Consider the following 25,924-nt stretch of genomic DNA (forward strand, 5'->3'; position numbering starts at 1 on the left):
CGGTTAATTTATGTCTTTGGTGACGATGGCGGCTTGCGCCTCGTCGTCGCTCAGTTGCTCGACGGCGGAAAGAAGCGCCTCGAGCTCGGGATCCGCGGCGACGTCCGCCGACGCGAGCGACTCCACGGAGTCACCGTGGGTGGCGTGCCTTGTGCCATCCGATGCGGCCGCGTCGCGCGTGGCCAGCTGCTGGCGAACCCCCTCCGCCACCGTCGCCACCGTGGGCTCGCTGCCGAGCAACGCCTCTAGCGGCAGGTCGACGGCAAACTCCGTCTTGATCTGCGTCATGATCCGCACGGCGGCCAGCGAGGTGCCACCGAGGGCGAAGAAGTCGTCGTCGACGCCGATCGCCCCGCCGGGCAAGAACTCCTCCCAGATAGCGATGATCGCGCGCTCGACGTCGTCGCGCGCCGCCCGTATCGGGCGCTCTAACGCGTCGGCCGTGATCGTGCCACTGGGCCGTGGCGCCGGAGCAAACGCACGGGCGATGCGCTCCGGCGCTGGGGTCGGCATCACGAGCATCGATCGTTCGCCCTGCGGCACCACCGTGTCCGCGCCATCCACGGGAATCAGGCGGCTGAAGGCAGCCTGCAACTCCTCCTCCGTCAGCGCGGACTGGCGCAGCAGCTCGCCCTCCTCAAGGCGCGCTACCTCGTCGCCCAGCTCGTCCGCCAAGGCCTCGAAGCCGACGCTGAACCAGGGAGCACCGGTGTTAGCCGCATGCTGGCGCACGTAACTCTCGGCATAGGCGTTGGCGGCCGCATAGTCTGCAAAGCCCACGCCACCGACGTGGGCGGACAGGGACGTGATGACCAGCACGTACGCGGGTGAACGCCCCTCCAGGGCGTGGGCCAGCGCCGGCATGCCGTCGATCCGTTCGCGCAGCACCCGATGGGTCGCGACCTGGGGTGCCTGCATCAGCAGCCGAGCGATCTCCGGGCGACCGGTGGCGCCGGCGTGGATCACCGCCTGCAGCCGACCGTGAGCATGCTCGGCCGCGTCGATTGCTTGGCGCAGCTGAGTGCGGTCGCCAACATCGGCGCTCAAGCTAACGATGCGGTCAGGGTCACCGGCGAGTTGGCGAAGCCGTTCGACCGCCTGCGCTTGGCCATCGTTGACCGCTCGCGCGTCGGCTTCGTTGGCGGATCCGGAAGCCTCACTCGAAGGGCCGATCAGGACCACGCGTTGCACACCGCAAACCACCAGGAAGCGGGCGATCCGCTCGCCTAGGCCGGTGGTCAAGGCCCCGACCACAGCCACCGCCCTCGCGGGGGCGGCCGCAACGGGCGGCGCACCCGAGGCGCCGTCAGCCTGCAGCCAGCGCCCATCGAGGGGCGCTGGCACGTGCGTCAAGGCCCACCGGTGGGGTCCGCGGAAGGCCACCGCCCGTGGTGCCTCGCTCCCCGCATCCTCGGCCGCGATGGGCCGCAGCGCGTACGCCAGCGGCTGCGCCTGCGGCACGACGCCCGCATCGAGGTCAACAATCCTGATCGGTATGTCGAACTCTTGGCCCAGCACGGCCGCGGCAGCCGCCGCCGCGGCGGCGGTCGGGTCCAGGCGCTCGAGGCCAGTCACCTCGTAGGCGCCCGCCGTCAGCAGCGTGAGCGTCACGGCCCGCGGCGACCCGGCGAGGACTTGCGCCACCTGCGCCGCCCACTGCCGGTCATCGTCGGCGGGAGGCGCGACCACCAGGTGCGTCGTGCCCGTGCCCTCTTCCGCTGCCAGCAACGCTTCGAGCGACGCGAACGTGCAACGCTTGGCTGGCTGTTTCGCTAGGTCCAGAAGCTCGAGCACGGACTCTGTCCGTTCGCCCTCGAGCACGAGGAGCAGATCACTCGATGGCGTCATCCAGGGTGCGGGGGGCAAGCGGCGGAACGACGGCGTCCACCCCCACTCGGTCACGGGGGGCCGCGACGACTCGCGGTCAGGGCCGGTCGTCGCAGGCGCTGCCTGAGCGGCCGGTACGGGCTCCGGCCAGAACCGCGTTCGCTGCAGGGGCGTCCGCGGGGCGTCCGCGCTACGGGGGCCCTCGCCTAACCAGGGTGACAGGTCGCGGTCGGCGCGGCGTACGCTGAGCGCAGCCACCGCATCCAGCACGCTCACGGCCTCGCCGCGGCGCTTGGACGCCGCGGACACAGCGAGCACCTGGGCATCGTCGCTCAAGATCTCGCCGACCAGCCCCGTCAGGGCGGAGCCGGGCCCGATCTCCACAAACTCCTGGGTGCCCGCCATCCAAAGCGCGTCCACCGCGTCGGTGAAGCGCACCGGCTCCAGCAGCTGGCGCACCCAGTGTTCGGGTTGCCCCACTTCCGATCCGGCCAACTGTCCCGTGCGACTGGACACGAGCGGCGTGCGCGGTGGACGGAACTTGATCGAGGCCACGGCCTCCCGCAGCGCGTCGGCGGCAGGCGCCATGAGGGGGCTGTGGAAGGCGTGGGAGACGGCGAGCGTGCGCGTATCCTCGCACCCGAGCACGGCGAGCACGCGGTCCACGTCATCGTCGGCGCCGGAGATCACCACCTGGCGGGGCCCGTTGTACACGGCCACGGCCACCGTGCCGCCCACCTGGCGCACCGCCGCTTCCACCGCGCGCGGGTCCTGCACGACCGCTACCATCTTGCCGCCCGCCGGCAACGCCGACAGCTGATCGGCCCGCACGAGGACCAGGCGCGCTGCATCCTCCAGGTCTAGTACATCCGCGGCCCAGGCGGCCGTCAGCTCCCCCACGCTGTGGCCGAGGACGAAGTCCGGCACCACCCCGCGCGAGCGGAACAATTCGGTCATCGCCACTTGGAACGCGAACAGCGCTGGTTGCAGGGCGCCCGTGTCGATCGGCGTGTCTTCGCCGATGGCGCTCGGATCGAGCACCGCACGGCGGCCCAACACCGCCTCGCATCGCGCCAGGGCGTCTCGAAACGCCGGTTCGTGTTCGCGCAGGTGAAGGCCCATGCCCGCCCAAGCCGTGCCTTGACCGGGGTACAAGAAAGCCAGCTTGCCCGCGCCGGTGCCCGTGCGCACGCGGCCGCGCCAGGCGCCGCTGGTGCGCGTCCCCGCGACGGCGGCACGCAGCGCTGCGGCCAGTTCGGCACCATCGTGGGCCGTCGCAGCGATCCGCTCTACGCCGCGGTCGCGACCCGTCCAGGCCGTGCGTGCCAGCGTGGCGAGTTGATCGGGCCTCGCGCCTTCGAAGGCATCCGCCCATCTCGACGCCAGCGCATCGACGCGGCCCTTGTCACGGCCGCCGAGCACCACGAGCGCAGGGCCCTCCCCGCGCGTCTCGACCGGCTGCAGGTCGGGCGCCGCCTCGAGCACGACGTGGGCGTTGGTGCCGCTGAAGCCGAAGGAACTCACGGCCGCGAGCCAGCGGCCGTCCCGCGCTTGCAGCGGCGCCGGCTCACGCGCCACCTCTAGGCCGGAATCGTCCCAGTCAATGTGCTTGCTCGGTGAGTTGAAGTTGAGCTGGGTGAACACCTCGCGGTGTCGCAAAGTGAGCACGGCCCGTATCAGGCCCGCGACGCCGGCGGCACTCTCCAGGTGGCCGACGTTGGCTTTGACCGTGCCCAAGCGTAGGCGTTGGCCCGCCCCTTGAGCCCTGCCGTACACCTCGGCCAGGGCGCCGAGCTCGATCGGGTCGCCCAAGGCCGTGCCGGTACCGTGACCTTCCACGTAGGCGAGCTGTCGCGCTTCCACGCCCGCTGCTTCCAAGGCGGCGCGCAACACGGCGCGCTGGGCCGTGCCGTTCGGCGCCGTCAGTCCACTCGACGGCCCGTCCTGGTTGACGGCGGAGCCGCGCAGCACGGCCCACACGTCGTCACCGTCGGCGATCGCATCTGATAGGCGCTTGAGTGCTACCACGCCGCAGCCCTCGCCGCGCACGAAGCCGTCTGCCGCGGCATCGTAGGCTTTCACGCGCCCGTCGGGCGCGAGCATGCGCGCTTTCGCAAAGTCGATGGTGGACTCAGGCCTCAACAGCAGGTTCACGCCGCCGGCCAGCGCCATCCGGCACTCGCGCAGCTGCAGGCTCTGCATCGCGAGGTGCACGGCCACCAGCGAAGACGAACAGGCCGTGTCGACCGCCAGGCTCGGGCCCTTCAGGCCCAGGGCGTAGGAGATGCGCCCGGCGGCCACGCTGAAGGCATTGCCGGTCGACACGTAGCCGTTGATGTCGCTCAGGGCGGTGCGATCGCGCAGCAGCGCCGCGTAGTCGGCGCTACTCACCCCCACGAACACACCCACCGCCTCCTCGTACAGCGATTCGGGGGCGATGGCGGCGTGTTCCAGGGCGTGCAGGGACACCTCGAGCAGGAGTCGCTGCTGGGGGTCCATAGTCTGCGCCTCGGCGCGGGAGATACCGAACTGGGCCGCGTCGAAGCCGGTCACGTCGTCGAGGTAACCCCCGCGGGTGACGTAGGTCTTGCCGGGCGCCTCGGGATCGGCATCGAAGTGCTGCGCCTTCGACCAGCGCGACGGCGGCAACTCGCCGATCGCCTCTCGCCCCTCACGAAGCAAGGCGAGAAACGCCTCGGGCCCGTCGGCGCCGGGAAAGCGGCAGCCGATGCCGACGATGGCGACGGGCTCGCAGCGCACCCACGGGACCGCCGAGGGCACGCGTTCCCGGCAGGCGAGCGCCAGGCGGGCGGCCGACAGCGTGTGGCGTGCCGTTTGTTGCGTCGTGTCAGTCATGCGGTGGATCTAACTGAGAATGAGTATCGTTGTCAATTAGAAATCGGTGCCACCGAGGGCGGCGCAGGTGCGGCCTGCTGGCGATGCAGGTCATGGTCGATCGCGGCGAGGACAGCACTCGCGTGGTCTCGCACGAAGAAGTGGTCACCGGGCAACTCGTGGAAGACAAAATTTCGCCGCGTAGCATCCGCCCACTCCCGCATCTGGGGCGGGGGTGCCAGCGTGTCCCGGGTGCCGGCGAAGGCGACGATTGGCACGTCGACTCGGTCCGCCGCCAGGTCGTGCCAGGCCTCGGATAGGCGGATGTCGGCCCGTAAGGCGGGTTCGATCAAGGCCAGGAAGGCCGGCTCTTCGAGCGCCTCCGGCGGCATGCCGCCGAGTTCGCCGAGCCGGCTGAAGAAGGCTGGCTTCGGCATCTCGCCCAAGCCCGGCTGGAAGAATCCGCGGTGGCGCGGTGAGCATCCGGATAACGCCAAGAGCTGTAGCTGGCTGTTGGGCATTCCTTGAACGTGCTCAGCGAGCTGGAACGCCAGGCGCGCGCCAAAGCTGTGGCCGTAGAGGGCGAACGGTCGATCGAGGGACGGCGCGAGGGCGGATGCGACGCGCTCGACCAGCTCGTCCCAATCCTCGATCGCAACCTCGCCAAAGCGGCTGTCGCGCGCAGGCAGGCGCACTCCCATGAATTCGACGTCCGGCGCCAGGAATCGGTCCCACCCCTGGAACACGCGAGGGCCGCCGCCAGCGAACGGGAAGCAGATCAGGCGGAATCGCGCGTCTTGGCGGGGACGGGGACGCCAGAGCCATCGGCTGGCATCGTACGGCGCGCGCGAGGCATGACGAATCGGATCCCCGTTCGGGACTGACACTGCGTTTCTTCCCTGTGGTGCCGTTGCTTGTTATCAGCGGCCCGCGGGGCTCCGTGCTGGCCGCGATCCGACGTTATGCGCCTAAGCGTAAACGAATCTCGTTCAGAGTTTCGCGCTGAGGCCCACGAAAGTTGCCGACCCGCTCCGCCTAGACTGCTCCCAGTCGACGACCGCCGGCGATCGGCTGCCGACAAGTCGTTGAAGCCAAACCGGTCACCCGCAACGCACCCGCCTGAGATAGCCAACGCGAATAACTTTCACTACTATTCACGCCGCCTGGATGCCGGGCAGATACATCTCGAATCGGCGCCCGGCTCGCGCGCTTCAAGAGAACATGTGCCACATGCGTCCCGCGGTTGGACGCACCACTTATGACAAGCGGTCACTCAGCGCTGCTCAGCGCGCTCTCCGTGGTGACACGAAACATAGAACGGACATCTCCCGTCGGGACCGTTCAAGGTAGGGCATTGAACACCTTCAGGTGCCTCGTACTCAGACTCGCCTTCGTCCTCGGGATCGCCGCCGGGCTCTCCGCCTGCAGCGACGGCGTGGGCGGACTGCAGGGCCTGGTGCCCGCGCGGGAGACCGTGGTGGATGAGCCACCGGCGAACGCAGCACCGGAGATCGCTGGCAATCCCACTGCCGAGGTCATCGCCGGAGATCCCTATCTATTCGAGCCCGTCGCGTCCGACCCCGATGGCGACGCCCTCAGCTTCACCGTCGATGGCCTGCCGATCTGGGCGAGCTTCGACACCTTCTCCGGCACCCTATCCGGCACGCCGAGCGACGCGGATGCGGGCGAGTACCTAGGTATCGTCATCGCCGTCAGCGACGGGGAACTCGCCGAGTCCTTGGGGCCGTTCTCGATTACCGTCGAGGTGGCGCCCGAGCAAGAGCCGCCGCCGCCAACGAACGGACCACCGATGATCGCCAATAGTCCGCCCATGCAGGTGATCGCCGGCGACCTCTACCTGTTCGAACCGCTGGCGACCGATCCTGACGGTGACCGGCTCAGCTTCAGCATCGACGCCCTTCCCCCATGGGCAGCTTTCAACACGAACAACGGTATCCTGTCGGGCACGCCGAGCGACGCAGACCAAGGGGAGTACCCGGGCATTGTTATCACCGCGAGCGACGGCCAGCTCAGCGATACACTCGGGCCGTTCTCCATCACGGTCGAGCCACGTCCCGTCGAAGAGCCCCCGCCTCCGGAACCACCGCCGAACGAGCCGCCGATGATCGATGGGACACCTCGCGCGGAGGTCTTCTCGGGAGATCTCTACGCGTTCACGCCTACCGCGTCCGATCCCAACGGCGATCTGCTGACCTTCAGCATCGTCAACCCGCCACCCTGGGCGGCCTTCGACAGCGCCACGGGTACGCTATCGGGGGCCCCAAGCGCAGCGGATCAGGGCGTTTTTTCCAACATCCTCATCATCGTTAGCGACGGCGAGTTTACCGACTCACTGGGACCGTTCTCTGTCACCGTCGAGGCACTACCGAACGACCCACCGGAGATTTCGGGGGATCCACCGGCGCGGGTGGTCGCCGGTGAGCTGTATCGGTTCGAACCTGAAGCGATCGATCCGGACGGCGACGACCTCAATTTCAGCGTGACCAACCGGCCTGCATGGGCAAGTTTCGACACCGCTTCCGGTGCGCTCGCTGGCACGCCGAGCGAGGCGGACCAGGGCGCTTTTCCCGGCATATTGATCACCGTTAGCGACGGCGAGGCGACTGCCTCCCTCGGGCCCTTCTCCATCACCGTCGAGGCGCCACCGAACGCACCGCCAAGTATCGCTGGAACTCCAGACTCCCAGGTCATTGCAGGCGAGTCATACGTGTTCGAACCGTCAGCGTCCGACCCCGATGGCGACGAGCTAACCTTCAGCATCACCAACCGGCCCAACTGGGCGGATTTCGATGCGGTCACCGGTGTGCTCGCTGGCGCACCGAGCGAAGCCGACCAGGGCCCCTTTCCCGCCATCGTAATCACGGTCAGTGACGGGGAGCTTGCTGACTCCCTAGGTCCGTTCACCATTACCGTCGAGGCGCCGCCGAACGAGCCTCCGCAGATCAGCGGAACGCCGCCTTCCCAGGTGGTCGTCGCAGAGCCCTATCGATTCGAGCCGACGGCGTCCGACCCCGATGGCGACGAGCTGACCTTCACGATCGCCAGCCCGCCGTCGTGGGCCACCTTCGACACCGCCACTGGCGTGCTCTCAGGCACGCCGAGCGAGACGGACCAGGGCGTGGACGCCGGCATCGTCATCATCGTCAGCGACGGCGAGCTCACCGACACCTTGGGACCGTTCTCGATCACCGTCGAGCCAACGGAAGAGGATGAGGAGGAGCCGCCGCCGAACGAGCCGCCAGAGATCGCCGGACACCCGCCCCTTCAGGTCATCGCCGGTGAGCGCTATCTGTTCGAACCGACGGCGACCGACCCTGATGGCGACGAGCTGACTTTCAGCATCGTCAACCGGCCCGACTGGGCCGTGTTCGACACGGTCACGGGCAATCTCTCCGGCACGCCCAGCGAGGCCGACCAGGGTGTGGACAGCGGCATCGTTATCAGCGTCAGTGACGGCGAGCTGAGCGCATCGCTTTCCGCCTTCTCCATTACCGTCGCGCAACAGCCCAACGAACCCCCGCAGATCAGCGGCAGTCCGCAGACGCGAGTGGTCGCCAACGAGCCCTACCGGTTCGAACCGATGGCCTCGGATCCCGACGGCGATAACCTCACCTTCAGTGTCGTCAACCGTCCCCTCTGGGCATCCTTCGATGTCGATGCCGGGACGCTGTCGGGCATGCCGACTGAAGCGGATGAGGGGATCTACTCCGGCATTGACATCATCGTCAGCGATGGAGAACTGACCGATTCGTTGGGTGCCTTCTCCATCACCGTGGAGCCGCCGCCAAACGACCCGCCGCAAATCATGGGGACGCCGCCCTTGCGAGTCGTGGTCGGCGAGCTGTACCGGTTCGCGCCCGACGCCTTGGACCCAAACGGGGACGACCTGACCTTTAGCATCGTCAACCCGCCATCCTGGGCGGCTTTCGACACGGAAACCGGCATGCTGTCGGGCACGCCGAGCGACGCGGACGAGGGCGAGTTCACCGGCATCGACATCATCGTCAGCGACGGCGACTTGGTCGATGCGCTGGGCGCATTTTCCATTACCGTCGAACCTCCCCCGAACGATCCGCCGCAGATCACCGGGGATCCGCCGTTGCAGGTCATCGCCGGTGAGCAGTACCGGTTCCAGCCAGAGGCAACTGACCCTGACGACGACGAGCTGAGTTTCAGCATCACCAACCCGCCGTCCTGGGCGACCTTCGATACCGACTCCGGGGAGCTCTCTGGGACCCCGAGCGAGGCGGACACGGGCCCCTATCCCGCGATCGTCATTACCGTGAGCGACGGCGACCTGACCGACTCGCTCGGTCCGTTCACCATCACCGTCGAGCCGCCGCCGAACCAGGCGCCCGAGATAAGCGGTGATCCGGACTTGCAGGTGGTGGCGGGCGACGTCTACCTGTTCGAGCCCGCGGCCTCTGATCCCGATGGCGATGAGCTGACCTTCAGCATCGAGAATCGCCCCGCTTGGGCAAGCTTCGACCCGAACACGGGCGCCCTCTCGGGCACCCCCGACGAGGCGGACGAGGGCGCCTACCCTGACATTGTCATCACCGTCAGCGACGGCGACCTGACTGACGCACTCGCCCCCTTCTCGATCACCGTCGAGCCGCCGCCGAATCGACCGCCCGAGATCAGCGGCACGCCGCCTGCCGATGTCGTCGCCGGTGAGGCCTACCTGTTCGAACCGGTCGCGACGGACCCCGACGGGGACCCGCTGACCTTCACCATCGAGGCACAGCCCGCCTGGGCGAGCTTCGATACCGATACAGGCGCACTGTCCGGCACGCCGAGCTCGGCGGACGAAGGCGAGTACACGGGCATCGTCATCACGGCCAGCGACGGCGACCTGACCGACGCCTTGGGGTCCTTCTCGATTACCGTCGAACTACCGCCTACCCGAATCGATGACCTCACGCTGGAAATCGAGGCGGCCGAAAGCAGCGTAGACTTGATGTTAGCCGCGGTGTTTGGCGCCGACGTCATCTCGACTTTCGGGACGGGAACTTTCCCCCTCAGCGGCACCCTAGAGGTACAGGTCGAGTCGGCCGGCGAGGAGGTGCTTTCGGTGAGCTTCGAATCCCTGACCTTGGACTACGTGGTCGATCCGGATAACCCGACGTCGATCTTTATCGATGTGGATGACAACGGCATGCTCGTCACCGTGGAAGCTCGCTTCCCGTACGACGAATCGATCAACCCCGGTAATCCGGTCGACGCGTTCGATCCTCAGCTGTGGGTGCGTGCGGACGGCGGCGGCGACAGCGACATCGGCACGCAGACCGGCACCGGCGGTCAGCTCACTCTCGAAGCGCCGAGGTACGCGTTCGTAGGCACCGCCAACACCTTCAATAGCCCGGCCGCCCCAGATGGTTTCCCCCTACAACTCAACCCCTATAACCGCTTCTCCCGCGACTCCTTCGACGGCGCGCCTACCGACCCCCGGTTCCTGGATGGCCTGGTGACCGTCGAGGGCTGCCGGGTGCTCTTCCACGGATCGTTCCTCGGCTACGCGGTGGCCGGTGTAGGGCTGGTGCAGTCCGCACTGATCCATTCCGGCTTCTTCCGGGCAGGCGCTGACCTGCCGGATTGCTGATGAGGGGACCAGGCGTCGGCGTGATGCACCAGGCAACGGATCCGCTCAAGCTTCTCCTCAGGAGCGCCTGCCTCACGCTTCTCACGATGGGCGTGCTGCCCGTCGCGGTGGTGCTCACCTCGCCCGTGGCCATCGCTCAGGAATCCGCACGCTCGACATCGCCAAGCGACATCGACCCTGATGGCGAGGTCACCGCGGCTGACGAGCGTAGCGAAGAAACACGAGCGAACGACGAGGTCACCGAAGAGCTCGTGGTCACGGGCTTCCGACGGGACTATCGCAGCGACGCCGCCAATAGCGCCATCGGCCTGGCCTTCTCCCTGAAGGAGACGCCGGCGGCGATCAGCGTGGTGACGCAGGACATCCTCCAGGACCAACAGGTCAACGACGTCGACGACGCCCTGCGCAACGTGGCCGGCGTGACGAAGTTCAAGACGGGCAACGGCGGCGAGGAGCGCTTCGCCATCCGCGGCTTCGATGCCTCGCAGTCCATTTACAAGGACGGCGCACGCATCAACAACGCTTTCAACGCCTCCAACATCCCCTCGACGGAAACGGCCAACCTGGAGCGGATCGACGTGCTCAAGGGCCCCTCGGCCCTCCTTTACGGCCAGGGCGAGCCCGGGGGCATCATCAACTACATCGTCAAGAAGCCGCAGGCCGAGTACCACACGGAGCTCGAGATCCTAGGGGGCAGCAACGACTTCAAGCGCCTGGAGTTCGACACCACCGGCGCCCTCGCCGGCAGAGAGTCGTTCGCCTATCGCCTGGTGGGCGCATACGAGGATTCGGATAGCTTTCGCGACGAGGTGTTTCGCAAGCGCCTGCTGGTCAACCCCTCCCTATCTTGGCGCAACGACCGCGTCGAGCTGCTCGTCGGCTACGAGTTCATCGAAGATAAGTTCACTCAGGATCGCGGTCAGGTGCTCGATGGCAACAGCGTCGATGGCTTCTCCTACAGCTCGCGCCTCTCCCCCGCGCAGTTCTTCGGCATCCCGAACTTCAACCGCAACTCGGAGGCGGAGTCGGAACGCATCTACGCACTGGCTGGCTTCGACATTCTCGACAGCTGGACCCTCGACCTGCAGTACAACAACACCAAGACCGAGAAGTTGACCTTCGATTCCTCACCGCAGCTAGGCTTCGACGGCGCGTTCTTCGTGGTCGGTCCGCCCGGCTCAGCGCGCGAGGGCTGGGTGACCGTGCAACCCCGCCAGTCCCTGGGAACCGGCACCGCCGAGCAGTTCTGGCTCAAGAACACCTTTGACTTCGCGCTGGGCGGCACGCGCCACAACGTCTTGCTGTCCCTCACGCAAGAGGAGTTCGCCTCGGATCGGATCTCCTTCATCGCCGATCGCAACGTCATCTTCGATGTGGGGACCGGCGAGTACTTCAACGATCCCCTCGACGCGGCCCGCCCCCCCGGCGCCATTCAGGCGACCCCGAACGTGAGCTTCAGCTTTAACGAGGACGACGCCGTCGTCCAAGATCTAGGCCTGACCCGGGAGCGCGGCGTCAACCTGGTGGATCTGGTCGAGCTGAACGACCGCTGGAAGTTGCTGCTGGGCGCGAGGTACAGCGCCTTCGAGAACATCAGCAACGACATCGACGATGAGAACCTGAGCGTACGCGGCGGCCTCGTGCGCAACATCGGCGATAGCGCTTCCACCTACCTCAGCTACTCGGAGGGCTACACATCGGCCGCCAACCTCCTGGGGCGAGACGGCATGCCCGTCGATCCGGAAGTCTCCAACGCCTGGGAGATCGGCGCCAAGTACATTCCCTCGGACGGGCGCTTCCTCGTCACCGCCACCCTGTTCCAAGTCGATCTGCAGGACGTGCCGTTCCTGGTGGAGGACGAGACGACGGGCCTCGACTTCTGGGACAACATCGGCGGTGTGCGCAGCCGAGGCTTCGAGCTTGAGCTCGTGGGCAACCTCAACGACCAGTGGCGCATCACCGCAGGCTACAGCTACATCGACAACACGCTCAGCGAGGACGGCCAGGGGGAGTTCGCCGAGTTCGAGGCCGGCAACCGCCTGCCCGGGATAGGTGAGCACAACATCAATCTGTTCACCTTCTATGAAGTCCCCGTCGGTCCTGGCGTCGTGGGCCTCGGCGGCGGTCTGTTCTACCAGAGCGAGGCGTTTCAGTCCTTCGAGAACAGGGGCACCTTCGAGGACTGGACGCAGATCGATGCGGCGGCGTACTACACGTGGGGATCATGGAAACTGCAGTTCAATGTCCGTAACCTGACGGACGAAAACTATCTGCTTGCCCAATCGTTCGCACCGGCGGACGAGGTGACCGCGATACGCGTCGACACGGCGGCGCCTCGCACCTTCACCTTGTCGCTGGCCTACGAGTTCTCGCGCAGTCCTCTAGACGTGTTCCGAAAGCGCAGGTAGCGGTGAGCCAAGCTGCGCCGGCCGACCCTCGCGGCGACAGAGGTCACATCGACGTACGGAAGGCGCCACGCGCAAGCCCGCCGCCAGCTCGGCGCCTGCGGGGCGCTCGACCTCGAAAACTCATTGTTGACTTCGAAGGCGCGCAGGCGCCGGGACGCGGGTCGACTGGTCGACTCCTCGTAGCAATCCGCCTAAGCAATGACCGGCCGCACCGACGCACCAGCGGCGCTGTGTCGCGTTGTTCGCTGGCGACCCCGACTGAGTACCGAGTACCTGGCGGACACTGTTATGCAGGAACCTAACCGCGGGCACCACGGTGCGGGAGCGCTAGCGCTTCAGCGCTTCGGTGCCAGCAGCGAGAAACGTAAGCACTTTATCTTCGGCGTACTTCCCATCGTAGCCTAGCTGCTTCGGGCCGTACGGTGAGCTGACCGCGACGAAGTTGCTCCGGCCCTTGCGTTCGCGCCCTGGCGACTGCTCGAGCAAACCACGCTTGCGGAGGACTCGCTTCGAAGCCTCCGGAGTAACCCACCTACTGAAACGCTTGCACTGTCACCCCCGAGTCCGCACTTGCTTGCCTTCAAGACTCACGTTTATCGCAGGGCTTTCGATACCCTCAGTTTCACTGAATCGCAACGACACGATGGGTCCCCGGTCAGCGTTTACGAATAGGTTGCAATGGACCCAGCTTGGGCCTTTCGATAGCGCCGCGAGCACCCAGTCTGCTGCCGCACTTGTGGTGAATACGCTCTCTCCTGGAATGACACAAGTGTCGACGAAGTACTCAACACTGTCATCTAAGGCAAACGCGAGCTCGTCAAGCGAAATGCGCTGCTCCTCCTTCATCTCCAAAAGCCCGTTTAAGCGGGCCTCCATTTGGGCAAGAAACTCTCGATACTTCACTTGATAATCCCCTTGTTGAAGATCTCGATCGCTTCATCGGTTCGCAATACAATTTCAGTGCTGTCGAATCTGTCTGGGAAGAAACCCGGGAATGCTCGCTCTGTAGGCTCAAGAACACGAACGAAGTCCGACCGTGGAATTCGGGACTCAATGATCCCCGAGTCTGTCACCTGCTCAACACGGTTTGGCCCCACGGCGCTCTCCGCAGCTCGGCGATCCCTGGTCACGAAAGTCGGCTTGCGCGCGGGATCAAGGCCCTGATTCCTGATCTTGGTGGCGTCATTAATGCTTCCATGGAACACCGAGACCGTATCATCGGGCACATCAGGCGCCCCCTTGCCAGGAATGCGGTCCTCAATCTTGTCGAGTAGTCGGATTGGTTTGATGAAGCCGCCTCCTACGGCCCAAGCCACCTCGCCGATCTCTCCATCGCGGTAAGCTTGTGCCGCCTCTTCCGCCGGCACGATGAAGAACTCTTGCAGGACTCTCCCCGCGAAAAACGCGAAGAAGCCGGCAGGTGTGTCTTGCGTAAAGTCATCAATTCGTGCTCGAAGGTCAGCAAGATCTGCAGCTCGTGCACCCGCCGCTTGTTGGCTGCCTGCCGAGAACCCACGAATCCCCCCCAATTCCGTGGTGTCAAGGTTCGCAAGATACGCCGCTGTTGCACTTGCAGGCCTGACTTGAGGAACCTCGGGGCCCTGAACGAAACCGATGGATCGAAACGGTAGAGAACGAAAACTGAAGCCGGTCGTAAAGACGAATGGAAATCGAAACACATCGTCGTAGTCATCTCGGTTGGTTAGCGTTCCCGTAGGATCGGTATAGGTTAGCGGGCTATTCTCCACGTAGGAGTAGCCGTTCCGTGAGCGACTATCAAACACGTCTCGCACCGCCGGATCCACGCTCATGAAACGAGCGGTGATCGGGTCATACATGCGGGCTTTCATGTGCGTGAGCCCCACTAGATCCCGCTGTTGGTGCCCGGTATATCCAGGGTGATAGTCGTCAGCATCGTAGAGCCACGTGTCATCATGATCTGGGAAGCCATCCAGATTGCGCCGCTTCCCGAAAGCGTCGTACCGAACTTCTCGGAATACGCCCTCGGACGCGCTAGTCGTGTACGTGACTACGCTCCCCAAAGTGTCTCGATGGTAGTAGCTCTTGATGTTCGACAGGGTTTGCTTGGCTCCAATCACCTGCCCTTCCACCTTTATGTAGTAGGCGGCGTCAGGGAGTGGAAGACTTTGCCCCACCGCGAGTCCGTTCGGGTGATACCAAAACGAATGAGTTTCCCCCTCCGCTGTCTCTGAAATTACCTCCAACGGCTCTCGGCTCGAGTTATACGAATACGTAACGCGATCCCCGTCACGCTCGATCTCACTCGGCCGATCGAAGCTCGTCCACTCAAAGTTCGTGGTTCGGGTGACGGGGTCGAATATTGTGCTTTCGGTCTTCTGCCAGACGTTCCCATTCGCCGTGTATGCGTAAGTGATGTCTCTGATGCCACCAGAGATCGTTGTGACCTGATCCGGCTGAGAGCCTTCGAATAGGTAGTTCCCAACGTACGACTTGTAGGTGATGTTCCCGCGCGCATCGTAGTCGAAGTATTCCGTTCCTTGCGACACTCCGTTTAGCTTGGTGCTCACAGATGACACTCGTCCCATAAAGTCATATGTCGCCGTATCGCGGACGTTGGTGGTGTCATTATCCTGAGAGTCTTTGCGCTCCAGGATGTTGAGGTTGTTATCCCACGAAACAGCCTTATCACGGTGGAGTAGCGTGCCATCCGCAGCAGTAGATCTGGATACCCGCTGTATACCGGATGCCGCGTCGTAACCGTGGCTTACGGCGATGCCATTACCTAAGGTGAAGTTGTTCAGAGCTCCGGTTAGGCTGTAGGGGTATGACGACGCTGCTTGAAACACACGATCACCGTCAGAATCGTCAACCGTGCTTACCCGCCCTCGGGAGTCGTATCCGTAGGTAACTTCGTAGGGTGTCGGCCCCGCGAGATGTGGATAAGTCACGGTCTTGAGGCGCGACAACTCATCGTAGCTGTAGGTAAAGCTCGCCCCTTGCTGAAGGTTGCTTGCGTGCTTGTGTTGCCTTCCTAGCTGATCGTAAGAAAACGTCTCGGTCTCTACCGCCCCCCCCGTACGTGTTTCGTACAGAATCTGCAGCAACTTACCTTTTGCCGTCCCAGCGGCAACGTAAGCCCAGGCTGTCCAGTTGTCAGGGCCTTGTCGGAAGCCAAGGCGGCCTGCGCCATCGTAGAGGTACGTAGTCGTGTCGTTGTTAGGTGTGGTGTGGCTAGTGACTTCGTCGAAAACGTTGTAGTCAAAGACCCATAGGCCTGAGTTGGGGTCATCGATACTAGTGATGCGGCCGAGGCCATCAAATGTACGCACAGTCGAGTGACCGGCGGGGCCGATAACCCGTTCGAGCTCATCAAATGGTGTATACCGATAGTGCGTGGGACTTGTCGTAGCAGCCCCGGTAATTGGATCAGGATCGATGGTTGCAACCGTGCGACCTAGAGCATCCTGCGAGACCTTTCTTTTGGCGCCAATCGGGTTAGTTATCACCGCTTCATTGAGCAGGTACTCGACAGCAGTGGTAGCGACCCGCCCGTCCTCAGCAACGGGGCTACGTACTTCCTCGACACGACCGAGAAAGTCGTACTCGTAGGTGGTCCAGTACGTGGGTGCCAAGTTGCTACGAGTCGGGCTAGATCGCGCCACGACATTTCCACGGTCATCATAACGGTAGGACACGCCAGGATAGTGATGAATCGCTCCTGCCTGGTTCGAGTAGTGCCCGACGCGGCGTCCGAGGACATCGACAACAGCGGTGTGTTCCGCTTCTCCCAGCCCAACGGGGTACGGGCCGGAGTGTCGGGTCGTGGTTGCCACCGCAACGCCACCTTGCGTGCAAGCATATGGGTCGTTGTGAGCACACCAATCAAGAACTGACTCAACGTAGGTACCATCCGGGGATATCATCGCTGTGAGGCGCCCGAAGGTGTCGTAGATGGCCTGTGTCTGCAGCCCTCCAAAGTCCGTTACCGTGTGCGCTTTACCTAGGTTGTAGTTCCAACTGAAAGCCTGCTGAAGATTCGCGCCGCCAGGGCTAACGGAATCGATTTTGGTCGCGATCGGAAACTGACCGTACGCATCGTAGTCAACTTGCGTGGTTCGCGTCGGGCCGATGGAGTTGACACCGCCATCACCTCCCCACACCTCGTGCTGAACGACATTACCGAAGGCATCACGAAGCATCTTTGTCTTACGGATACTGTAGTCTGGAGCATGATCGACGTTCTCATGGAACTCGACGACGGTGCAGGTCGTGGAGTCGAACGTGACCGACTCCACCGTCCGCGTGTCGATGGACTGAGGTGATGATCTCGTGACTGCAACGCGTTTCGGCATTACACACGGGTCTGGACCTTGCGTCTCGTACGTGGCGTGGACATCGGTAACGAAAGTGTCTCCTCCGACCCACCCAGGGGTGACGGTAACGGTACGTTGAAGAACTTCTCCGTAACCACCTGGGGCGGTGTTTATCCCACCTAGGGGAATGTCTGTGCGTGTGGTCGAGATCCTCTGTCCGTCGTAGGGCCCACCGACCTCGTATCGCTCGGTGGACTCCGTCTTGGCCCAAATGAGCTGTGTCGTGCCTTCCGAGTGACTCAGGCTCTTGCTTTCGTACGCGATCGTAGTGCTCTCGACGATTCCACCGATGACCTTTTCATGCTGGACGAGCTCGGGAAGCCCGATAAACGGAAAATCCTGACGGTACTCATGAAAGACCCTCGGGACGTCTCGAGTATCTGTTATCGATCTGACTCGAAACCCGAGAAATCCTCGCCCTTGGTTATTGATCTTGCCATCGAGATAGGTGTGGGTCTGACTATACTGGCCACCTACGCCGTCGTTTCGCGTCACGTCAGTAACGACGCGAACAGGTCCGCAGTAGTTGCGCTGAACCGGGAATTCTGCGCCATTCGCCTGATAGCCAGCGACATCGGGTAGGGATGCATAAGAAATCAGGATCTCATTGCCACCGCCAGTACCAGGTGCAGCGAAACCATCAGTAATGCGGGTGAGCAAATCTGCCGGTTCGGAGTTGTGCGCATGCAGCTTCCATCCCGACACACCGGGATCGTACAGAGCGATGTCGCGGTAACCATCACCGTTGCCATCCAGGACGCGTACGCGACCAGGATCTCCGTAGCTCTCAGCATCGCCCACGGACACCTGTAGCTCAGCGGTAGATGAGATCAAACCTTCGCCGTCTGATCGCAGAACAACGAATTCGATACTTCCCCCTACTTGCTGGTAGAAGACGACATCCTGTCTACCATCTCGATTGACGTCAGCTACGAAAGCGCTGCCAGCCCCCGTGCTCGCGAACCCGGAGTCGACTTCCTCCTGAAAGCTCACACCGTTACTTAGGCGCGTACGCCAAGTGCCATCTCGGGTATACGCAAGATCGGTGAGTGCGTCACCGTTGAGATCAATGGGAAGGGGATTAGCCACGTCCGACAGCGTGGCGATACCTTCGAACTGGCCTCCCGATGGCCCCTCATCAAACCTCAGCAACGTCCAGTTGCCATCGATAGGGTCTTGAGGTCCAAAAGCTGCTGCGTGAGATCTCGGAGCTTCAGGGATGCCACCGCAACCGCCCACCTCCGTGTCCACGGCCAGAGGAGCACTCCAGTCACTTACAGCGTCACCGGTCCTCGCGCGAACCTGATAGTTGAACCCACCAACACCCGGCTCATCTACATAGCTCGTCGAAGGGTGAGCATCCAGAATTGTACTCCAGGTACCCGCAGGTCGCTGCCGTTGCACGTCCCAGCTAGTGCCCGAGGCGGATGTCCAGTCGAGCTCTACCGTGCAGTCGTACACGCCCGGTGCGCTATTCCACTGAGGGACACCGGGGTTGGTGCGGACGATGAGGTCGTTGCGCCCGTCTCCATCGAAGTCCACGAGCCGTGAATCACGAAGATGCGAGTAGTACGCGGTGGTACCATCGACAAAGAACCGGGCACCAACGGCTTCAGAGGCTGTGAAAGAAGCTGCCCCAGTTGAATCCCGGCGCCTAAGATAGATGCCATCCTCGAGACCGTACAAGAGATCGTCTAGTCCGTCACCGTCGAAGTCTGCGATACGCACACCGTAGGTCAGACCTTCGACCGGGACTAGCGTATCGATGGAACCACTGGATAGATTTCCGCTATTGTCGCCGACGTGAACCTTCCACGTTCCGTCGGGCACCAAAATGTCGCTAGCACCATCGCCGTTGTAGTCGATAACATAGGTGTCATCTGCAGCCGCGGCACTGACGGGTGTACTGATCTCCTGAAAGTTGTCAACCCCCGCGACAAGCACACTCCATGTTGGGTTCTCGCCAACGCCCGCGACAAGAATGTCTTGCCGCCCATCGTTGTTGACATCACCTACTCTGGTCGTTTCGGTCCTGTTGGAGGTGGAGGCGGATATTGAGCCGACAGTATCCCAACCATAGCTCCCGCGTTGCCACTCCAAGCGGGTCAACGGAAGACAGACACCACCAAAGTCGTTGCATTCCTGAATCGACTCCAGACGACTGCGCCCCGAGTCTCCTCCAACCGCGGCCTCGTAATTTAACTTGTAGATACGTATAAACTGATGGTTTCCGTTGTTGATGTATTGGCTACGAATCGACCGCAACCGCTTGGATAGGGTGTGCTTCGCGCCAGCACGGTAGCTGACCCAAGTGTCTGATGACGGGCGGTCCTCCCAGACGAAATGAAGTCGATAGCGAAACCCGGGCGTAGGCGACGCACTTGCGTTCTCGCCCCATTCGATCTTTGCAGGAGTTACTTCGCCAGACGCATTGTCCTCGGAGTACCGATATCGTATTTGATTGCCGAATTGATCTATAAGCCTATCTATCAACCAGCTTCTCACCGGGCCAGATGCACCGGCACCTTGCACCTCGATGCGCGAGGACGCGGTTTCGCCATAGAGCACACGACTCCCGTTTGCATACCTCAACTCAAAGTAGGCAGGAGCTTGAGCACCAACTTGGTGAGCCGTTATGCGAAGAGCTTGATCGATCTCCGTTCGATAAGTTGAGCCGTCCTCTCCGTAGGCACCGGATTCAAGAACGAGACGAACTCCGTCCAGGCAGAATCTGTCGTTCACGGAATTTTCGACGGCGGTGACGTTCTGATCTTGCGCTACCGTTTGAGCGCATCTCTCGATCGACGAGAAGCCAGAGAGCCCCCAGCCCTCGCCAGCCCAGCCACGCGTCGCTCCACTCGAATAGGTTAGCGCCACATCAGGTCGGACCCCACCTGATGCAGGTACTACGTGAATGGGAATACTGTAGGTGGCGCTACCGATTGCATCAACGGAAAAGTCTCCACTTATAGCTCCGACTCGGTCAGCGGCGTTTGCCACACTGCAAAAGAGAGCTGCCAGCACAAAGACCACCACACCCGGGAAAGGTGCTCTTGTTGACATGTCGACGTTGCGCATCATTGCCTTCTCACCCAATTAGGCCACTTAAATCATCCTCGCACCGATATCGATCGCCCGAAAGAAGAGAGCTCTGCGGATTGTACGTATTTATGTTGGGTGTTGCGTTGTGCTCCCGATGTGGGTCGTCGGTGCCGACTTCCGTCCGACGAGTAATTCCCATCGCCGAGCGGGATGGAGAACGCCCATCCCGCGGGCACAAACCTCAGACCTATGTCCGATACTCTGGGTAAGCACGTCGAGCCATAGATGTATCCGCGTACCCGCGGACCAAGAATCGATCGTTGCATCCTCGGGATCCGAGTGTACATTGGCGTAATCACGAATAACGAGAACCGACGGCTGGCAAGAGAGGAGCGATCAGCTTATTCAAAACCTTGATTGCGGACTCCATTGATCAGCCACCGTGTATCATCCCATCCGACAAAACTCACCTATCCACGGCGACTTGTCGGGGCTGGCGCGGGGACCATCCAGCACCGTCAGGCCGCGGCCTCATGAGTTCGTTCCGAGGGTCTTGAGTAGCGCGCTGAGCTGCTGAGGATCGAGGGGTCGGTGGCACTGTAGGTCAGCGGCATGGGCGAGCCTGACCGTTAACGCGACGCTAGGCGCTGGGGTCGGCTGCGAGGGTGAGGTGACCGCGACGAACCTGCTCCGGCCTTTGCGCTTGGCTCCGGGCAACTGCTTGAGTAGACAACATTCGCCGAGGACACGCTTCCAGTCGTAGAGCTGGCGGACGTTCAGTCGCTCAGCCTCGGCGTAGGCGGCCAGAGTGGCGCCTTGGGTCTCGGCGCTCTGCAGTGCAGTAGCCAGTAGCATTCTCGCTCGGCCGTGGTGCTCGGGTAGGCTGGCTTGCGTCTTGGCATCTTCGCGGCTCCTGGCGGTGGGGGTGCCAGGAGGCTGAAGCCTTTAGCCTACGATGGGAAGTACGCCAAAGACGAAGCGCGTGCGTTGTTGCAAAATCGAGACGTCTTCTCACCAACCACCTCCGAATCGTGATCGCGGTGGAGTGCGGTATTTCGCTTCAGCTCATGCTCCTACACCCGGAGCCAAGAGCTCGGGTGCAGCGGCGTTTCGCCGCACGCGCACGCCATGAGCATCGTTTCAGTCAATCGAGAATCCCGGCACATTAACTGTTGGACGCAAATCGATGCGGCGGCCCAGGTCACCTGGGGGAGTCCCCCCCAACCGAGTGTCCGCAACGTACGGGACGACACCTAAGTGCTCGCCTCAAGCTCGCAACGCGGCCGAGGTGACCACGATATGCGTAGACGCTTCGCCGTCCCGCACCTTCAGCTGTCGCTCGCGTACGAATTCTCGGCGCCTCAAGGCCCACCCGCAGTTCCTTGGGGGTGTTGCGTAACTAGCGCAAGTGGTGAGAGCGCGGCATCCGGGCTGCCTACGCCTGCAGATCGGCCTGCCTGAGCGCGCGGTGGCCAGGCTCGGCGGACTTTTTCGGGTGCTTCCAGCGCGAAACTGATTGATGTGCAACGCGAGCCCAGGGCGGCGTTTGTAAACGCGAATGCAGTGCATTATCGTCCGGGGCCCTTGGATCCCTTCAACGCTGGCAAGCATGCCAAACAGAGGACCGACATGAGCAATACAGGACGTATGTTTGAGCGATCACTCGCTTCGCTGCTGACCGTGGGCGCGCTCACGCTGGCCGCGTCGGCGAATGGGCAGACCATCACCGAGGTGATCGATGCGAGCGGCGACGGCGCAGGCAACGGCCTCGATCGTCCGCGCGTCATCGCGGTCGACGGCGACGGCAACGTGTACGTGCCCGGCCAAAACTCCGACAACGCCTTCCGCGTCACGCCGGCCGGCGTCATCAGCGAGCTGATCGACGCGAGCGGTGACGGCACCAACGCCTTCGAGGCACCGGAAGCCGTGGCCGTCGACGGTGAGGGCAACGTCTACGCCGCCGGGCGCGACACCAACAACGTGTTCCGGATCACCCCGGGCGGCGTGATCACGCAGATCATCGATGGCAACGGCGACGGCCTGGGCAACCCGCTCACCACCCCGCGTGGCATCGCCGCGGACGCTGACGGCAACGTGTACGTGTCCGGCCAAACCAGCAACAACGTGTTCGAGATCGCCACCGACGGCACGATCACGGAGATCATCGACGAGAGCGGCGACGGTACGAACGACTTCCTCGGCGCAGACGGCGTGGCCGTCGGCCCCTCGGGCAACGTCTACGCGGTGGGTAGCGGCAGCAACAACGTGTTCGAGATCACGCCCGCCGGCGTCGTCACCGAGATCATCGACGACAGCGGTGACGGTGCCGGCAACGGCCTCACGAGCCCGCGTGCCGTGGCCGTGAGCGCTTCAGGCAACGTGTACGTGGTCGGCTTCTCCGACAATGCGTTCGAGATCACCCCGGCCGGCGCGATCACCGAGATCATCGACGGCAGCGGCGATGGCGCCGGCAATACCCTGCGAGACACGCAGGGCGTGGCCGTCAGTGCCGATGGCAACGTGTACGTAACCGGCTTCGCCAGCGACAACGCCTTCGAGATCACCCCGGCCGGCGTGATCACGGAGATCATCGACGCCTCGGGCGACGGCCAGGGCAACGATCTGGAAACGGGCTACGGCGTGGGTGTGGCAGACGACGGCACCGTGTTCGTCGCGGGCCGCAACACCAACAACGTCTTTAGCATCGATCTCGCACCGCCTGCGGAGGTGCTCTCCACTTCCGTCGAGGGTGCCTTCGTGTTCCGCGCGATCTGCATCAACCAGACGGACCCGCAGCAGGTGTCGATCGCCTCGCCGGGCAACCTCGTCGACTGTGAGGGCGCTGGCTTGCAGGTCGAGTCTGGACAGCAGGTCCGGATCATCGTCATCGGCCGCATCAACGGCGCCGTGTTTGCGGGCGACGCCGACCGAGTGCTCGGCGGATCGCTGTCCTGCCGTAACTTGACCACGGGCGGCACCGCGGTCGGCGCCCTCGGCTTGGACGGTGCTTGGGATTGCGCAGCGGCGGGCCTCGCGATCGCACCGGGCAACCTCGCGCTGGCGATCCTGACCGTTCAGGTGGAGTGATCCGCTAGGCCGCACAACGTAGCGGGCGCACAACACGTTGTTGCGTCCGCTACGTGTTCGAGCGGGTGGTCCCGGGCGCTTCCAGCTCGACCGCTAGCACCAGGTCTCGCTGCAGGTCGCTGCCGATGAGAAACGTCTTCTCTCCCACCGCATCGAAGCCGCACTTGCGATAGAACGCGATAGCCCTCGGGTTGTGCTCCCATACGCCGAGCCAGAGCACCCTGGCACCTGCGTCGGCGGCACGCGCCAACACGTCGGCCATGAGCACGTTCGCGACGCCGCGGCCATGGTGCTCTTTGCGCAGGTAGAACCGGCTGAGTTCCGCTAGGGCGTCGCCAGCGACGCAGTGGATGGAAGAACGCGTCTTGATCTGGGCGTAGCCCGCCAGCCGGTTCGACCGCTCCGCCAGCACGGTGATGGACTCGGGATCGCAGATCTCACTCAGTTGCTGCTGTTCGCCGAACGCGTCGGCGCAGTAGCGGTCCAGGTCCTCCCGCGTATTCTGCTCGGCGAAGGCGTCGCGGAAGGTCTCCTCCGCCATACGCGCGAGTGACTGCGCGTCCTGCGCGGTGGCGGTTCTCGTGGACAGGTGCGAAGTGGTCATCGCGTTAGGCACTCAGCGCCGTCTATCCCGCAATGCTGATCGAGGGGGTGACGGCTGGCATGGCTGCAGCAGGAGACTCCGGATTGCCAGCCTAGGACAGTGGTCGCTTGGCCACGACCTCCTCCTTCGCAAGCCCTATGAACTCATCGACGGACATGGAGCCGAGGTCTTTGCCCTTGAGCGTACGCACGGCCACGGTGCCCTCCTCCACTTCGCGCTTCCCGGCCACCAGCTGGTAGGGGATGCGTTGGAGCGTATGCTCTCGTACTTTGAAGCCGACTTTCTCGTTCCTCAGATCGGAAATCGCGCGCATGCCCGCCGCGCGTAGCTCCCCTTCGATACGCTGCACGTACTCTTCCTGGTCCGCGGTGATGTTCAGCGCCACGGCCTGCACGGGCGCCAACCACATGGGCAATTTGCCCTCGTAGTTCTCGATCAGGATGCCGACGAAGCGCTCGATGGAGCCCAAGATGGCGCGGTGGATCATGACCGGGGTTTGGCGGGAGCCGTCTTCGGCCACGTACTCCGCATCGAGCCGGCCCGGCATGGAAAAGTCGAGCTGCACCGTGCCGCACTGCCAGCCGCGGCCTAAGCAATCGCGTAGGGTGAACTCGATCTTCGGCCCGTAAAACGCGCCCTCGCCCGGCTGCAGTACGAACTCCAGCCCCTTCTCTTTCAGCGCTGTTTCCAGTGCTGCCTCGGCCGCATCCCACGTCGCCTCATCGCCCACGCGCTTTTCGGGGCGTGTCGAGAGCGCTATCTCGACGTCTTCGAAGCCGAAGTCCGAGTACACCTTGTAAACAAGGTCGATGAAGGTGATGACCTCGCTTTGAATCTGCGACTCGGTACAGAAGATATGCGCATCATCCTGCACGAAGTTCCGCACGCGCATGATGCCGTGTAAGGTCCCCGACGGTTCGTTGCGGTGGCATGAGCCGAACTCTGCCATGCGCAAGGGCAGGTCCCGATAGCTGCGCAGACCGTGGTTGAAGATCTGCACGTGACAGGGGCAGTTCATCGGCTTGACCGCGTAGTCACGGTTCTCCGAGGCGGTGCTGAAGATCATGTCGCCGAACTTGTCCCAGTGACCTGACTTCTCCCACAGCACCCTGTCGACCAGCTGCGGCGTGTTGACCTCTTGGTAGTCGTTGGCCCTCAGCAGCGCACGGATGTAATCCTTGATGATGTTGTAGATGGTCCAGCCCTTGTCGTGCCAGAACACCATGCCAGGCGCTTCGGGCTGGGTGTGAAAGAGGTCCAGGGCCTTGCCGATCTTGCGATGATCGCGCTTTACCGCTTCCTCCAGGAAGTTAAGGTATTTCTTGAGCTGCTTCTTGTCGGGCCATGCGGTGCCGTAGATACGCTGGAGCATCTTGTTGTCGGAGTTTCCGCGCCAGTAGGCGCCCGACAAGCGCATGAGCTTGAAATGCTCGCAGAATCGCATGTTGGGCACGTGCGGCCCGCGACACATGTCGATGTACTCTTCGTGATGGTAGAGCCCCGGCCGCGCGTCCTTGGGGACATCGCGATCGAGGATCTCCATCTTGTAGCTTTCGCCACGCGCCTCAAAGGTGTCGTAGGCCTTCTGCCAGCTCACCTTCTCCTTCACCACGTCGTAATGCGTCTTCGCAAGCTCGCGCATACGCTGTTCGATCTTCTCGAGGTCCTCCTCGCGAAGCTGCTCATCGAGATCGATGTCGTAGTAGAAGCCGTTCTCGACCGTCGGGCCGATGGCCATCTTGGCCTCGGGGTAGAGCTGCTTGAGGGCGTGCCCGAGCAGGTGGGCGCAGGAGTGGCGGATGATCTCGACGCCGTCGTCATCCTTCGGCGTGTAGATCACCAGGTCCGTATCGTGCTCGATGAGGTCGTGGGCATCGTGGCGCTCGCCGTCGAAGTGGCCCCCGAGGGTCACCTTGGCGAGACCGGGGCCGATGTCGGCCGCGACATCGAGGACGGAGACCGGATCGTCGTAAGCGCGCTGACTGCCGTCGGGCAGCGTGATGGTGGGCACAGGCGTTTCCTCGTCAGTGGCGATCCCTACGAAAGACCGCGTGAATGCTCGATCTACCTCAGCCACCCGCCGGGCGGCGGCGTAGTATGCCACATGGGCCATGGTCGCCTAGTGTGCGTGTTCCGGGCTTGC

8 protein-coding genes are annotated in these 25,924 nt (G+C 63.3%); 3 read left to right on the forward strand and 5 right to left on the reverse strand.

The window, feature by feature from the left end; all coding sequences use genetic code 11:
* Positions 1-3: 3 nt before the first annotated feature.
* Positions 4-4,683 carry an SDR family oxidoreductase gene (locus AAGA68_08125; GenBank protein MEM9385016.1) on the reverse strand — a complete coding sequence of 1,560 codons (4,680 nt, stop codon included), beginning with the start codon at positions 4,681-4,683 and terminating at the stop codon, positions 4-6.
* A gap of 32 nt (positions 4,684-4,715) precedes the next feature.
* Complete coding sequence (locus AAGA68_08130) at positions 4,716-5,549, reverse strand: alpha/beta fold hydrolase (GenBank protein MEM9385017.1); 834 nt, start codon at positions 5,547-5,549, stop codon at positions 4,716-4,718.
* Between the two features lie 467 nt (positions 5,550-6,016).
* Between AAGA68_08130 and AAGA68_08135 the strand changes: the two genes are divergently transcribed.
* Positions 6,017-10,285 (forward strand): putative Ig domain-containing protein, encoded by a 4,269-nt coding sequence (locus AAGA68_08135; GenBank protein MEM9385018.1) that lies wholly within the window; start codon positions 6,017-6,019, stop codon positions 10,283-10,285.
* 23 nt (positions 10,286-10,308) lie between these two features.
* Positions 10,309-12,693 (forward strand): TonB-dependent receptor, encoded by a 2,385-nt coding sequence (locus AAGA68_08140; protein ID MEM9385019.1) that lies wholly within the window; start codon positions 10,309-10,311, stop codon positions 12,691-12,693.
* 899 nt (positions 12,694-13,592) lie between these two features.
* On the opposite strand, the gene AAGA68_08145 is transcribed toward AAGA68_08140, so the two are convergent.
* On the reverse strand, positions 13,593-20,129 hold the full coding sequence (locus AAGA68_08145) for an FG-GAP-like repeat-containing protein (GenBank protein ID MEM9385020.1): 6,537 nt from the start codon (positions 20,127-20,129) through the stop codon (positions 13,593-13,595).
* Between the two features lie 1,590 nt (positions 20,130-21,719).
* On the opposite strand from AAGA68_08145, the gene AAGA68_08150 reads away from it, so the two are divergent.
* Entirely contained in the window at positions 21,720-23,177 is a 1,458-nt protein-coding gene (locus tag AAGA68_08150) for an NHL repeat-containing protein (GenBank protein MEM9385021.1), read from the forward strand.
* Positions 23,178-23,226: 49 nt separating this feature from the next.
* On the opposite strand, the gene AAGA68_08155 is transcribed toward AAGA68_08150, so the two are convergent.
* Together AAGA68_08155 and thrS are read right to left on the reverse strand one after the other, a co-directional pair.
* Positions 23,227-23,781 (reverse strand): GNAT family N-acetyltransferase, encoded by a 555-nt coding sequence (locus tag AAGA68_08155; protein MEM9385022.1) that lies wholly within the window; start codon positions 23,779-23,781, stop codon positions 23,227-23,229.
* A 91-nt stretch (positions 23,782-23,872) separates the two neighbouring features.
* Positions 23,873-25,792, reverse strand: a complete 1,920-nt coding sequence (thrS, locus tag AAGA68_08160; GenBank protein MEM9385023.1) for a threonine--tRNA ligase — start codon at positions 25,790-25,792, stop codon at positions 23,873-23,875.
* Between the last annotated feature and the right edge of the window lie 132 nt (positions 25,793-25,924).

This window comes from Pseudomonadota bacterium (assembly GCA_039193195.1).
Taxonomy (GTDB): domain Bacteria; phylum Pseudomonadota; class Gammaproteobacteria; order Steroidobacterales; family JBCBZW01; genus JBCBZW01.

What these genes read in the sequence shown, in the direction of transcription:
- AAGA68_08145 (MEM9385020.1), bottom strand. Translation starts at nt 20,129, where the DNA reads ATGATGCGCAACGTCGACATGTCAACAAGAGCACCTTTCCCGGGTGTG.
- AAGA68_08125 (MEM9385016.1), bottom strand. Translation starts at nt 4,683, where the DNA reads ATGACTGACACGACGCAACAAACGGCACGCCACACGCTGTCGGCCGCC.
- AAGA68_08140 (MEM9385019.1), top strand. Translation starts at nt 10,309, where the DNA reads ATGCACCAGGCAACGGATCCGCTCAAGCTTCTCCTCAGGAGCGCCTGC.
- AAGA68_08150 (MEM9385021.1), top strand. Translation starts at nt 21,720, where the DNA reads ATGAGCAATACAGGACGTATGTTTGAGCGATCACTCGCTTCGCTGCTG.
- AAGA68_08155 (MEM9385022.1), bottom strand. Translation starts at nt 23,781, where the DNA reads ATGACCACTTCGCACCTGTCCACGAGAACCGCCACCGCGCAGGACGCG.